Origin of the sequence: Occallatibacter sp. (genome assembly GCF_049802275.1) — a bacterium.
In the GTDB taxonomy this organism is placed as follows: Bacteria; Acidobacteriota; Terriglobia; order Terriglobales; family Acidobacteriaceae; genus Telmatobacter.
The window spans coordinates 1-13,001 of record NZ_JBARMD010000664.1; the positions used below are offsets into that span (position 1 = coordinate 1).

12 protein-coding genes are annotated in these 13,001 nt (G+C 59.3%); 7 read left to right on the forward strand and 5 right to left on the reverse strand.

Annotated elements, in window-relative coordinates; translation table 11 throughout:
• Window positions 1–267: 267 nt before the first annotated feature.
• Entirely contained in the window at window positions 268–717 is a 450-nt protein-coding gene (locus WA354_RS22240; protein ID WP_472815213.1) for a hypothetical protein, read from the reverse strand.
• 149 nt (window positions 718–866) lie between these two features.
• On the opposite strand from WA354_RS22240, the gene WA354_RS22245 reads away from it, so the two are divergent.
• The 3 genes from WA354_RS22245 to WA354_RS22255 are packed head-to-tail and all read left to right on the forward strand — an operon-like array spanning window position 867 to window position 3,842.
• The gene (locus WA354_RS22245; protein ID WP_472815214.1) at window positions 867–1,856 is read left to right on the forward strand and encodes a threonine ammonia-lyase; all 990 of its coding nucleotides are present in this window, start codon (window positions 867–869) and stop codon (window positions 1,854–1,856) included.
• A 24-nt stretch (window positions 1,857–1,880) separates the two neighbouring features.
• A complete protein-coding gene (locus WA354_RS22250) occupies window positions 1,881–2,900 on the forward strand; it encodes a tetratricopeptide repeat protein (protein ID WP_472815215.1) in 1,020 nt (339 codons plus the stop codon).
• A gap of 57 nt (window positions 2,901–2,957) precedes the next feature.
• Window positions 2,958–3,842 (forward strand): undecaprenyl-diphosphate phosphatase, encoded by an 885-nt coding sequence (locus tag WA354_RS22255; RefSeq protein ID WP_472815216.1) that lies wholly within the window; start codon window positions 2,958–2,960, stop codon window positions 3,840–3,842.
• A 64-nt stretch (window positions 3,843–3,906) separates the two neighbouring features.
• Here WA354_RS22255 and WA354_RS22260 read toward each other — a convergent pair whose 3' ends face one another.
• Window positions 3,907–6,111, reverse strand: coding sequence for a DUF748 domain-containing protein (locus WA354_RS22260; RefSeq protein ID WP_472815217.1), 2,205 nt, complete (start codon window positions 6,109–6,111; stop codon window positions 3,907–3,909).
• A gap of 447 nt (window positions 6,112–6,558) precedes the next feature.
• On the opposite strand from WA354_RS22260, the gene WA354_RS22265 reads away from it, so the two are divergent.
• The 3 genes from WA354_RS22265 (at window position 6,559) to WA354_RS22275 (ending at window position 10,733) form a co-directional block, all read left to right on the forward strand.
• Complete coding sequence (locus WA354_RS22265; RefSeq protein ID WP_472815218.1) at window positions 6,559–9,180, forward strand: DNA translocase FtsK; 2,622 nt, start codon at window positions 6,559–6,561, stop codon at window positions 9,178–9,180.
• Window positions 9,181–9,213: 33 nt separating this feature from the next.
• Window positions 9,214–9,954 carry a response regulator gene (locus WA354_RS22270; RefSeq protein WP_472815219.1) on the forward strand — a complete coding sequence of 247 codons (741 nt, stop codon included), beginning with the start codon at window positions 9,214–9,216 and terminating at the stop codon, window positions 9,952–9,954.
• 110 nt (window positions 9,955–10,064) lie between these two features.
• A complete protein-coding gene (locus WA354_RS22275) occupies window positions 10,065–10,733 on the forward strand; it encodes a response regulator transcription factor (RefSeq protein WP_472815220.1) in 669 nt (222 codons plus the stop codon).
• Between the two features lie 247 nt (window positions 10,734–10,980).
• On the opposite strand, the gene WA354_RS22280 is transcribed toward WA354_RS22275, so the two are convergent.
• The 3 genes from WA354_RS22280 to WA354_RS22290 all read right to left on the reverse strand — a co-directional run bounded on the left by WA354_RS22280 (window position 10,981) and on the right by WA354_RS22290 (window position 12,607).
• Entirely contained in the window at window positions 10,981–11,334 is a 354-nt protein-coding gene (locus WA354_RS22280; RefSeq protein ID WP_472815221.1) for a UBP-type zinc finger domain-containing protein, read from the reverse strand.
• 126 nt (window positions 11,335–11,460) lie between these two features.
• The gene (locus WA354_RS22285; RefSeq protein WP_472815222.1) at window positions 11,461–11,847 is read right to left on the reverse strand and encodes a DUF3037 domain-containing protein; all 387 of its coding nucleotides are present in this window, start codon (window positions 11,845–11,847) and stop codon (window positions 11,461–11,463) included.
• Window positions 11,825–12,607, reverse strand: coding sequence for a HipA family kinase (locus WA354_RS22290; protein ID WP_472815223.1), 783 nt, complete (start codon window positions 12,605–12,607; stop codon window positions 11,825–11,827). The genes WA354_RS22285 and WA354_RS22290 overlap by 23 nt, the downstream gene beginning before the upstream one ends.
• Window positions 12,608–12,689: 82 nt before the next feature.
• Between WA354_RS22290 and WA354_RS22295 the strand changes: the two genes are divergently transcribed.
• On the forward strand, window positions 12,690–13,001 hold a 312-nt coding region (locus WA354_RS22295), incomplete at its 3' end, for an NAD(P)-dependent oxidoreductase (protein WP_472815224.1).

Consider the following 13,001-nt stretch of genomic DNA (forward strand, 5'->3'; position numbering starts at 1 on the left):
CTTGTCAAACCCCGCTTGTCATCCCGAGCGAAGTCGAGGGACCTGCAGCTGTCTTTCCTCCTCATCTCCTGAACACCTGCGTGCCCCATCCATGGCGCAGCCTGATCGCGGCATGGGTGGGAAACCACAGACTCTGCCCAGTTTTGTCCTCCTGAGCGAAGTTTGGCACGCAAGCGCAAAACCAAGTCGAAGGACCTGCTCTTGTTTTTCCGCAGATCGTTGTTCTCTGAGGATTCCGAACGCGGTTGCGCAGGCGATCCAACCCGATTATTCATTCTTTGGAAAATTGGTCGACTTCTTCGCCTCCGGGCGACCCGGTATAGGCTCCCACACAATAAGTGTCATGCTTTCGATCAAGGGAAGGCCAAATTCAGATGAATCGCCTTTGATCTGGCCATCCACGGAATAGACCTCAAGCTCGATCAGTCTTCCAGCCTTCTGAAAAAGTAAGACGCCGACCAACTCTCCTCGTTGTGTCTTCCCGGCGAAGTCGCCGACGATAGTCTCGCCCGCATCTTTGCCCTGCGGCGCTCCCACTGGAACGTCAAGCCGGATCGAAGGACAGCCACATTTGCAACTTCTCGCTGCACGAATGCTCTCCAGTTGCGGCCGGAATGTCCGGAGGTCTTCCAATCCGTGCTCAAACATCCAGCGGAGCAGCTCATATTCTTCTTTCGAAAGCGATCTCAGCGGTTCGATATCGTTCTTGGAATTCACTCGACCCTCAGATTACAAGGAAAACTGCCCAACGCCGGTTCTCATCTTTTTCTGTAAAATTTCCTCATGCGCCGCCCTCGGCCCTTCCTAGCCCTCGCCCCCGCACTCCTGGCGCTTCCCGCCAGTCCCGTCCCGGAGAACTACCTCCCATGACCCTCGCCACCGACACACTCGTCTCGCTCGACGCCATCCGCGCCGCTGCCGATCGCATCTCCGGCATTGCCGTCAAAACGCCTCTGGTTCGCGCTTATTTCCCCAGCCTCTCTGGCAACGTATTTCTCAAAGCCGAAAGCCTCCAGCCCATCGGAAGCTTCAAACTTCGCGGCGCCTCCAACAAAATCCTCCAGCTCACTCCTGAAGAAATCTCCCGCGGCGTCATCACCTACTCCAGCGGCAACCACGCGCAGGGCGTCGCCTATGCCGCCCGAGCGGTCGGAGCAAAGGCTGTAATCGTCATGCCGTCCAACGCGCCGGCCATCAAGCGCGCCGCCACCCTCGCCTACGGAGCGGAAATCGTCGACGTTGGCGTCGCCTCCAGCGAACGTCTCGCCAAAGCTGAAGAACTCGTGGCCAGGCACGGCTACATCGTCATTCCGCCTTACGATGACGAGCAAATCATCACCGGCCAGGCCACCTGCGGCCTTGAAATCGTTGAACAACTCCCCGACGTCGATCTCGTCCTCGTTCCTGTCTCCGGCGGAGGCCTCCTCAGCGGCGTCGCCACCGCAGTCAAGCGCCTCGACCCTCACGTGAAAGTCTTCGGCATCGAGCCCGAACTTGCTGGCGACACCGCCGAGAGTTTCCGCACCGGCAAGATCGTCACCTGGGGCGCCGAGCTAACCAGCCGAACCATCGCCGATGGCCTGCGTACCCAAAGCGTCGGCGAGCGCAACTTCGACCACATCCAGGCCTTCGTCGACGGCATCATCACCGTCACCGAAGCCGAAATCCGTGCCGCCATGCGAGCCATCGTCAACTCTGCACGCATCGTTCCCGAGCCCAGCGGAGCTGTCTCCTCCGCGGCCCTTCTCTTCCACTCAGCTCAGCTTCCCCCCTATAAGAATGCGATTGCCGTAGTCTCCGGCGGAAACGTCGACCCCGGTTTGCTTGCCCAGGTGCTCACCGAAACCGACGCCTGACGTCGTTCGACTATGATCTTTCCTGTGACGACTTCAACATTTCGCGCAGCCCCTCTACTTGCGCTCTGTCTCATTCTCTCGGTGTTGCCCCTCGCAGCCCAGAAGAAGAAAGACAACTTGCAGAAGCCCATGGCCGGCCCACGGGCCACGGCCCTTCGCGTCACCTGGCTCTACGTCTCCGCGGATCTCGGTGCGCAAAAAGTCGGCCGCGTCCAGATAGGCAGGGAAATGGTGGTCGCCGAAAAAAGTAGCGACTGGCTGCGCGTCTTCGCCAACACCGACATCGAAGAGGAACATAGCTCAGACGCTCCTATATTCGACACCACCGACGTCCCGCCGCCCATCTCAGGGTGGATACAGGCCAAGGGCATCGTCATCGAGAACACGCCGAACGGTGACCAGGTCCTGATGGGCGCGGCAGCGGACCAGGAAGCCCTTGCCTCTGATCCCCGCGGCCCGGTGAACGCCGCCCGTACCGCGCACCTGCTCTATCGTCGCATCGTCGAGATGTTCCCCAACTCGCCCCTCGACGCTGAGGCAGCATGGCGCGCCGCCGACATCCTCTGGCAGATCCAAAAGGCTGACTCCGCGAGCCGTCCCTCCGCTAAGGAACAAGCACCCTACCTGCGCGAGCAGATGGACGAAGACGGCCTGAAGAAGGTCATCAAATTTTATCCGGGCACCCGCCAGGCTGACTACGCTGCATTCGAACTCCTTGACAACAAGCTCTGCGGCGACTGGCAAGGGCAGGAAAAATGCCCCGAAAAGGAATCCGAAATCTACGAAAAATATGCGGCTGAACACCCCGATGGTCCCCGCACCGCGCAAGCTCTTTATCTGGCGGTTTACCGTCAAGCCGTTCTCACCGACATGTACGCATCCGACAATAACGACAAGAAAAGCGACGCCGCGCACAATCATGCCCGCGAGCTTGCCGCAAAACTTAGAGAGAAATTTACTCAGGCGGACTACACTGCGCGAGCCTCGATGCTTGTGTTCAAATTGGATCAGGGAATTCCGGTCTATGGCATCGAAAAACAGTAGATCCCAACAGACTCCACCGATGGCATTCCGAATTCCCCTGTTTATACCGGAGGCTTTTTGAACGTCTATATTCAGTCGGTTCTCTTGGGCATCGTCGAGGGCTTAACCGAATTTCTTCCTGTCAGTTCGACCGCGCATCTTCGCATCGCCGAGGCCGCAATGCGCATCCCCCTGGACGATGCGTACTGGAAGATGTACACGATCGTAATTCAGGCAGGCGCCATCTTCGCTCTTGTGCTTCTTTATCTCGAACGCATCGTCGCCTTCATCAAAAGCTTCCCACGCGGCGAGAGCGGCGATCGTACCTGGAAGAACCACCCAATCTCACTTACCCTCATTGCCTTCTTCTTCACCTCAATCATTGCGCTACCGCTGCACAAGATAAGTGAGAAGCACCTCGGCAGCGTAGCAATCATGGCATGGGCGCTGCTCCTCGGCGGCATCATCATGTGGGTCATCGACGCGCGCGCATCCCGATACGAGCCAAACACGCTGCACGTCGAAGAGATGAGCCTCGGCCAGGCCATCTGGATCGGTATCTGTCAGTCGCTTTCGGCCATTTTTCCCGGCACCTCGCGCTCCATGTCCACCATCGCGGCCGGCCAGATGGTCGGGCTCGACCGTCCCTCGGCGCTCGAATTCAGCTTTCTCCTCTCGATTCCCACCATGATCGCCGCCACCTGTTGGGATCTGCTCAAGTCGATTCATCCAGGCAAGTCGGCGCTCGCAGCCGGAGCGGTGCCCGTCGCCGAAGTTCACATGACCAGCCAGAATTGGATTGTGCTCGCCATCGGCTTCGTCGTTTCCTTCATCGTGGCCCTCGGTGTGGTGGAGTGGTTCCTGATGTGGGTGCGGTCCCACGGCTTCACGGTCTTCGCCATCTACCGCATCGTGCTCGGCATCCTGCTCCTCGTTTTGGGCAGCAAGCTCCTCGGCAGCTAAGCTCTCGAGTTCAACCCCGGGCAGTTCGGATGATCGCTGTGAAGTTGGTTCTTCACGTAAACATCTAGTGGGGTTTCAGGAGTCCACCAAGAGCATTCGAGAGTGAATCGGTGCTTTTTGAGGACGGCTTCGCCGCGCCCTTCCTGGGAGTCCCTTTGGTGGCGCTGTTGACGATTCCACCCATGTTGGGCGTAAAGGTCGGGTTGGAGGTCGTCCCCCCGATGGCAACAGGGACGCCATTGCGGAGGGCAGCGCCCGCGTAGTTTCCTATGACATTGCCGGCTGCGCCTCCCACGGCACCCCCGGGGATCAAACCCACCAAACCAGCGATTCCTCCCGAGCCCGCAACAGCCCCAGCCTTACTGGCCGCGCCCAGCACGCCCGTGAGTTTGAGGATGACGTTGTAGTTAAGTGCGCCGGCTGCGCTGATAGTACCCGCACCTGTAGCCGATCCAATTGAAGGCACGACGACTGAGACGTTGTCCGTGCGCACATTTCCGCCGTTAATCGCGACGTTCGCACTGAGCGACTGAATGGCGGTGCCCGATCCGGGCTTGATTCCAGCCAGCGAGCTGAGAGGCCCCAGCTTCGACCCGAGGTCAAACCCGGCAAGGTTTGTGTTATCGATGCGGACTGGACCGCTGATGATTGGCGCACCAACAGCGCCGGTGACGCTGAGACTCGTCGTGAGGGTTCCGCCCTGGAGGCGCGAACCGGACGGAAGGTGGACACCGACAGAGGGCAGGAACGCCTCAAGCTCGTCGATCGATGCAGCCTTGGTGCTCGCATTGAGATTGAGAGTAGTGGTGGCTCCGCTGGTCTGATAGGTGCCCGAGATGTTGATGATTGCTTTGCCGATGGCGATGTCGGCGTTCTGGAGCTGGCCAGTGAGGGCCTGCACGTTCTGCAGGGCCGTGACCTGAACGACGACTGGTTTCGCAGAGGGCGACCCGTTCTTTGCGATCTGGAGACCCTGGATGTTCGCGGAGATGTTTGCGTTGAGATTCTTGCCGTCGGACTGAGCCTTAAGATCGATGTTTGCGATGCCGCTGATTCCCGCATCCGGCGCAACGACTCCGCTGGTGGCGAGGTCGAGGTGCGAAATCCCAATGTGCGCATTGAGAGGCGTTGCGATGGCGCTCGCCTGATTGATGGGTCCTACGGTGCCGTCACCCGTTACAGAACCTCCCCCGGGGATCTGCGCACTTAGCTTGAATGGCGAGGCGGCAGTGGGGGAGACATTAGTCAGCTCGGCGTTGAGCTGTTGGTAGACGGCAGGCTTGGCCTGCCCGGGCGTGGTGATGGTGACCGCCCCATTCTTGATCTGAAGGTGGTCGGCTGTAAGTGTGCTCAGCATATCGTTGCTGCCAGGCGCGGGCGGAGGCGGCGCAACGGTGGGCTTGTTTTCGCGCACGAGCGTGAGTCTCGGCGTGTCCACGACGAGGTTGGCGACGTGAAGCTGCTGGCCATTCCATTTTGCCTGCACGTCGATGGATTCGAGCGTGCCAGTGAGGCCGGCAGTGGAGTCGACGAATCCCGCCGCGAGCGGGTCAATGTGCTTGGCCTCCAGGTGGGCGTCGAAGGGAGTAAGCGATGCGTCCTGCGGATTGATGGGGCCGGCATTGCCTTTGAGCGAGACAGTCCCGTCGCCCGGCAGGTGGGCCGATGCGGAGAACGGGAAGGATTTCTGGAAAGAGAAGTCCTTTGCTTCCAGGCTGAGCTGATCGTACGTACGTCGCGGGGTAGCGGCCATTCCGGGAGCGGGCTCCCCGCCCACAGTCAACTGACCGTCGCTGATGCTCACGTTGCCGACCGTGAGGTTAGGGATAAGGTTGCTGGATTCCTTGTTAGCGCCTGTGTTCTGCTGCGCACTGCCTATGGTGGAGTAGTTCCATCTGCCGTTTGCGGCGCGCAGAAGAGTAATTTTAGGCGAGTCGATTGCGAAGCCCGTAATGTGGATCTCGCGGCTGAAAATGAGAGGAAATATCTCGATGCCTATCTTCACCTTCGAGGCCTCGAGGAAAGGCTGGGTGCTGAAGGCCGGATCGTCTGCGATAGAGGTGTCCCGGGCAACCAGGTTGCCGGTGAGGACGGAGAGGTCGAGTTTGCCGAGCGTAACCCTGCGTCCAAGTGAGGTGGTGAGCGCCGTTTCGATGCGGGTTCGGAAGGAGTCCGCATTCAGAAAAATCGGGATCGCAATGGCAATGAGCAGAATGAGGCCAACGATGCTGCCGAGTGCGATCAGGAGGGGGCGGCGGGGGATTGCCATAGAGCCTCTCATGGACCTGCAGTGAGTTGTAGATTAGTTCAAAGAGTGAACGACCTGCCTGTGGAAATAAATGACTTTGTAAGCCTCAAATTCCTGTCTGGAATGAAGATAGCCGAAGTGTACTTTTTTAATAAGCGGAAGCGTAGACACCTGCCGGCCGCCGCAGAATTCGGTCCATCCCCAGTGGGGGTGGATTCCGTGGTTCCCCCGCCCTGTTTTGGCCGCAAACCCCTCTTGGCAGCGGGGATAATAAGGGCTGCTCTGGGTTTTTTCGTCGCCTTGACGGCAAAGCCAGGGAATGCGATGTCCTGTCCAATTTCGTTGTAGGTCGCCGCTTCTCGATGGTTGCGTCGACTTGAAACCAGAGGCTTCGGCGCGCATTATCCCTGTCTTTGCATGCAGCTTCCAGCGTCGATTGCGGCGTCCAGGCGCGGAGGCGTCCCCTCAATGAAGCCGATTCCGATCATTCTGTCGCCGACGCGCAACCGGGCGCTCAACATGTTTCTTGGCCTGGCGCTGTCACTCGTCTCAGTTCTCCTCTTCCTCGCGCTTGCCACCTACCATCCAACGGATTCATCCATCAATACTGCCTCCGGTGCGGATCCAGCCCACGCCGTCCAAAACTGGATCGGCCTCTTCGGCGCTTATCTCAGCGACATTCTGCTCCAGGCCTTCGGCATCACCGTCTTCTTCTTCCCGCTCTGGATTGGCGGACTGGGCTGGAGGTGGATTCGCTCGCGCTCCTGTGGCAACGCGATCCTGCGCTGGATGGGGACAGCCCTGGCTGTCACCTTCGTGCCCGCTGTCTTCGGTCTACTCCCATGGCATTGGCACTGGTTACACGCTGTTCCGATTGAAGGCGTAATGGGGCGCGTCATTTCCAGCACACTCGCGGTCTACATCAACACGCAGGGCGCATGGCTGGTAGCCCTCGTGCTGGGTGGCGCAGGCCTCTATTTCGCCTCCGACATCGACTTCTGGACAATCAAGACCCAAATCGAAGATCGCTGGCTCAATCTGGTCGCCTGGCACGACCGCTACAGCAACTGGCGCGAGGAACGCGCCGAGCGCAAGCGCGACATGGAAGAGCGTATTGCCGAACAGACTCAGCCCGGTCCCGCACAACGGCTTTTCTCCGGAGCTATTGGCGACACACCTGAACCAGTCGCCGAAGTGCACACAGCACGCCCGAGCCGCCTCGCCGCTCTCTTCGGCATGAAGAAGCGAGACCCCGAGCCCGATCCAGTGGATGAGATTCCCGCGTTCCAGCGCGCCGCAAAAACCGCTGATGAGCCCATTCCGCCGCGCCGCAACAGCATCTGGGAACGAACAGTGGCGGACTCCGCCACGCCGGTCGCCCCAACACCCACGCCGGCAGTTACCCCTCACCCCGCTCCCGTAACCCAGGCACCTTCGCGCAGCGTGGTTGAAATGCGCCCGGCTAAGGCTCCCATTCCCGCTGCTGCTCCCACTCCGAACCCAGCGCCCGTTGCAACTCCGGCACCGGCTCCAGCCGCCCATGCAACGTCACCCGGCAACATCGCCATCCACGAACGTGCCGACGCCGACGAACGTACCGTCACCGTCGCGCCCAAAAACGTCAGCGGATTCCGCCTGCCGCCCAGCACTCTTCTCAACTCCGGCTCCGGGCCGCAGGTCGTCCGCGAAGACGAACTCCGCGACGAAGCCCGCGTGCTGGTAGAAAAGTGTGCCGAGTTCGACGTCCGTGGCGCTGTCGAGCGCATCAATCCCGGTCCGATGGTGACCACCTACGAGTTCAAGCCCGAAGCTGGCGTGAAGTACAGCCGCGTAACCGGCCTCGCCGAGGATCTCTGCCTCGCCATGCGCGCCGAAAGCATCCTCATCGAGCGCATGGCCGGCAAAAGCACCGTAGGCATCCAGGTGCCGAACCACGAACGCGAAACCATTCACCTGCGCGATGTTCTCGAGTCCGAAACCTTCGCCAAGGCCAAGTCGCGCCTCACCCTCGCCATGGGCAAGGACATCAACGGCCGCATCGTTACTGCCGATTTAGCCTCAATGCCTCACGTCCTCATCGCCGGCTCCACCGGATCGGGCAAATCTGTCGCCATTAATGCGATGATCATGAGCCTGCTTTATCGCACCACGCCGTCGCAGGTCCGCCTTATTCTCGTCGATCCCAAGCGCGTGGAACTCGGCATGTACGAAGGTATTCCTCATCTCTTCACGCCCATCATCACCGAGCCAAAACTGGCTGCCAACGCCCTGCGCAACGCCGTCCGGGAAATGGAGCGCCGCCTCAAGCTCCTCGCCAGCCGCAGCGTCCGCAACATCGACCAGTACAACAAGCTTTTCGATGGCGCGATGCCATCTTTGTTTGACGATGGCCAGGAGGAGCAACCCCTTCCCTTCCTCGTCATCATCATCGACGAGCTGGCCGATCTGATGATGCTCGACCGCGCCAATGTTGAAGAATCCATCACGCGTCTGGCCCAGATGGCCCGCGCCGTGGGCATCCATCTCGTGCTCGCGACTCAGCGCCCCAGCGTCGACGTGATTACCGGCCTCATCAAGGCCAACATCCCCACCCGGATCAGCTTCCGCCTGGCCACCAAGGTCGACTCCCGCACCATCCTCGACACCAACGGTGCTGAAGCCCTCCTCGGCCGCGGCGACATGCTCTTCCTCCCCCCCGGCACCAGCCGCCTGCTACGCCTGCACGCCCCCTACGTTAGCGAGAAAGAGACGGCGGCCGTGGTCGCCTTCTGGAAAGACCAGGGCCAAGCCGAGTACGTCGAAGGCTTCCTTGAGTCGCCACGCGACGAAAAACAGAGCATGGAAGGCTCCAGCAACGATGGCGACGACAACGACCCGATGTTCGACGACGCAGTACGTTTGGTTTTTGAATTTGGAAAAGCCTCTACGTCTCTGCTCCAACGTCGCCTTAGAATTGGCTATGGCCGCGCCGCGCACCTCATCGACTTAATGGAGCGCGACGGCCTGGTAGGCCAGGCCGATGGTTCCCGGCCCCGTGAATTGCTGAAGTCTCCGGGCTGGCTCCACGAAATCGGCGTCGCAGAGGAGTAGAAACACCATCACGGCACCATTAAGGCAAATCACATGCTCGGCATCGGTGAAAAGCACGAATTAGCTACGATCCTATTGATCGACGACGACCTCGTCAGCCGAGAGGTGATCGCCACCGTCCTCACGCTGCACGGTCACATGGTGCACAGCGCGGAGGACGGGAACGAGGCCCTTAAGATCCTCGAAACAGGCACAATCAAACCCGGCGTGGTATTACTGGATACCCAGTTACCAGGCCTCAGCGGGCCAGAACTGATCGCCAAGCTTCGTCAGCTTGATCAGGACGAGATCATTCTCATCAGCGGTTCCACGCCTTCCGACGACCTTATTGCTGCTGCGGATGGCTTTCTGCTGAAGCCGTTTGGCCCTGAAGATCTGCAGAAATTGCTCAGCCAGCACAATCCTAAGATCGACCAGCCGGAGATCACGGACTCTGAAGACCTGGTGATTAATCCCGTCACGCTCGCCCAGTTCCGGCAGCTCATGACCGAAGCCACCGTCCGCGAGATCTACGCCGCTGTCGTAACCGACCTCCACAAGCGCCTCGTCGCGCTGGAGAACGCCCTTGCCACAGCAGATAAGGACGAAATTCGCAGAATCGGGCATGCCATCAAGGGCGGTTGTGGAATGGCAGGCGCCATGCAGGCCGCCCGCCTTGGCGCCTTCTTCGAGAACAGGAGTGACCAATTGGATAACTGTCGGGATGCACTACAAGAGTTGTATTCAGCTACACAAAGGCTGGAGCGTATGCTTGAAAGGGAATTTCCAGCGTAGCTCAGGCTCGCCTGCGCTCTATTGAAAACAGAGCTGGAACATGCTGTTGAATGCGGGCTGCTTAGGTTGCCTGCAAGTTAGTCCCGGCTTTTCGGAGGTATAGGGCTCTCGTGGAACAACAACCCATCCGCATCGTATTGGCCGACGATCATCCTGTAGTCCGCATCGGTGTCCGCAACATGCTCACCGAGCGCGACGGCTTCGAAGTCGTAGGAGAAGCTGACGATGGTGATGAGGCCATCACCCAGACTCTGGAGCAAACCCCCGACATCCTTCTGCTCGATGTCCAGATGCCGCGCCTGCCCGGCCTTGAAGCCATGCGCGCCATCATGAATGGCTCTCCCACGGTCAAAATTATCCTTCTCACCTCCACCATTACCACTCAGCAGATCATTGAGGCTCTCCACATCGGCGCACGCGGCATTGTCTTAAAAGATGCCCTCGCTGGCGCGCTCCACACATCCATTCGCACTGTCTTTGCCGGTGATTACTGGATCGGCGGCAAGCGTGTAGTGAACCTCGTCTCGGCCCTGCATGATCTCATGCGCCAGGCCCAGCCGCCTCAACGCAAAACCTACGGCCTCACCCCGCGCGAACTCGACGTTGTTGGTTGCATCGTAGAAGGCTGCAGCAACCGCGACATCGCCAAGCAATTCACGCTCAGCGAGGAAACGGTAAAGCGCCACCTCTCCAACATCTTCGACAAAACCGGCGTCTCCACCCGCCTCGAACTGGCCCTCTTCGCGATAGCCCATCAGCTGGTCGCTCCGCAACAATAGCTACACACTTTCGAATCTCGGAATTCGTCATGCAGGCTTATCGTCCTTCTGACATGGAAGATGCTGACGTATTCCGAAAGCCCCGGGAACAAGACGGTACCCGCCCGGAAGGCCTCAAGCGAGCGTCCACAACCGTTTAATCCGAATCTCATCCGGGCCGTGCGCTAACCATACGTGAGATCGGTGCTCTGTCCGACCTCGATAATGTAGCCGTCATTATCGCGGATATGAAATCGGTCGACGCCAGCTAGTTCAGGAGGGATTCCCAGTTGGCTGGCACCCTTCCTGCTGGCCCGGGAGTGGGCTGATTTCTTGGATGCGAATGCGGCGGAGGCAACTCCACACCCTTGATCATCCCCTGCTTCTCGTAATCGTAGAACCAGTCCTCACCCGGCTCAAAGCTGGTTATGATCGGGTGCCCTGTCGCCGCTGCGTGTTTTGATGCATGCTGACTCGGAGAACTATCACAACATCCGATGTGCCCACACTCGGCACACCGGCGGAGATGAAGCCACCAACCTTTCGGTGACTCCAGACATTCCACACACCCGTCCCCACTGGGTTTCGAAGCGAGATTAATTCCGCGGTGATCTCTTTTCATCTTGATTTTTCCTTTAGACGTCGCATGTCCAGCAACGAGCTCGAATACACGCTTTTCTGCCGCAGCTTGAGTCTCGCCGCTTCACTGGGTGGTAGTTTTAAATCACGCTCTGAGCGGTCTTCCACCTCACACTTCCAGAAACTGCTTCGCAAGCCGATCCAGCAACCCATCCGTCCCGTCGCACACGCCGGTGTGCACCGGCGATGGCTGAATGATTGTGCTCCGGGGCGAAATGATCCAGTGAAACCGCTCTCGTTGCGGCAACTTTGCAATCGGCCCCGCCGCCGGATCGCCTTCGCAAATCCGCCGCACCGCTTCAAGATGTTCCCGAGCCAGATCCACGTCCGCATTCGGCCACAATGCTTTCAGCCGTTCGGCATCCAGATGAATCCGTGCAGCCAGATACTTCTTCTCAAGACAAAAAGCGACAACACCGGCGTTGATGAACTCCTGCCGCTCCACGCGCGGCACCACGCGCAAAATCGCGTAATCAAACGAGGCGGGACTGGGCACGGATCGCCTCCTCTTCAAAAATCGCGGAACCCTCAAGCCTCCGCATGAAAAACTCCAGGTAACCCGCGCGCCGCTCAGCCGTATTCACGTCACCCGGAATCCCCTCAAGCCACGCATCCGGCACCAACTCCACAATCCCGCGCAGCACTGGTTCCGTCAGCCGCTCGTGCGCAGTCTTCGCAGCCTCTGGAATTCGCTTCGCCCAGGGCAGCAGAATATGCTGCTCGATCTCCGCGAACGGCGCTGCAATCTTCTTCTCCCTCGACGGCCAGTCATGATGAAAAAACAGTGCCGCCCCATGGTCGATCGGGTAGAGCTTCCGATGCCACACCAACAGGTTGGCATTGCGCGGCGTTCGGTCGATGTTTTGCGTGAATGCGTCAAACCAAACCATCATCGAAGCCTCGTCAGGCCGACCCGTATCCCGCGCCGCGGGATCGAACATCGTCGATCCCGGTAGATAATCGAGCGCCAGATTCAAACCCGAACTCGCCTTCAGCAATTGTCGGATCTCATAGTCCGGCTCATTCCGTCCCAGTGCCTCGTCAATCTCCATCAGCACGATTTCCGGCACACGCAGCCCCAGCGCTCGGCCGATTTCGCCCGCCAGCAACTCTGCAATCAGCGCCAGAATCCCCTGCCCCGCCCCCCGAAATTTCACGACATACAAGCCGAGGTCGTCGGCCTCTACAATCGCAGGAAGAGATCCGCCTTCGCGCAGCGGAACAACATAACGCGTCGCCTTGATGGTTCGCAGCATCGATACAGTCTATCGTGCGTCCCACGTGGCGCTTGCAGTTGTACTGCGCTTCAATGACAAGATGGTGTGTGGAGTGAAAATAATGAAAATCGGATTCTTAGGCACCGGCCAGATGGGCACACCCATGGCGCTGCGACTGCTCGCTGCCGGCCACGAACTAAGGGTGTGGAACCGCACAGAAGGCCGCATGGAACCCCTGCTTCGCGAAGGCGCAATCGCCGCCGGCACACCGGCAGAAGCTGAGCTTGGTGCCGACGCTGTCGTTACCATGCTCTTCGACGATGCCGCGAACGAAAACGTCCTCTTCGGCCCCAATGGCCTGATGGACGCGCTTGAACCCGGTTCGCTTCACATCTCTTGCAGCACTATCAGCGTCGCACTTAGTGAGAAGCTG

Coding starts and splice junctions, on each gene's coding strand:
- WA354_RS22260 (WP_472815217.1), bottom strand. CDS start 6,111: ATGGCAATCCCCCGCCGCCCCCTCCTGATCGCACTCGGCAGCATCGTT.
- WA354_RS22270 (WP_472815219.1), top strand. CDS start 9,214: ATGCTCGGCATCGGTGAAAAGCACGAATTAGCTACGATCCTATTGATC.
- WA354_RS22265 (WP_472815218.1), top strand. CDS start 6,559: ATGAAGCCGATTCCGATCATTCTGTCGCCGACGCGCAACCGGGCGCTC.
- WA354_RS22280 (WP_472815221.1), bottom strand. CDS start 11,334: ATGAAAAGAGATCACCGCGGAATTAATCTCGCTTCGAAACCCAGTGGG.
- WA354_RS22290 (WP_472815223.1), bottom strand. CDS start 12,607: ATGCTGCGAACCATCAAGGCGACGCGTTATGTTGTTCCGCTGCGCGAA.
- WA354_RS22245 (WP_472815214.1), top strand. CDS start 867: ATGACCCTCGCCACCGACACACTCGTCTCGCTCGACGCCATCCGCGCC.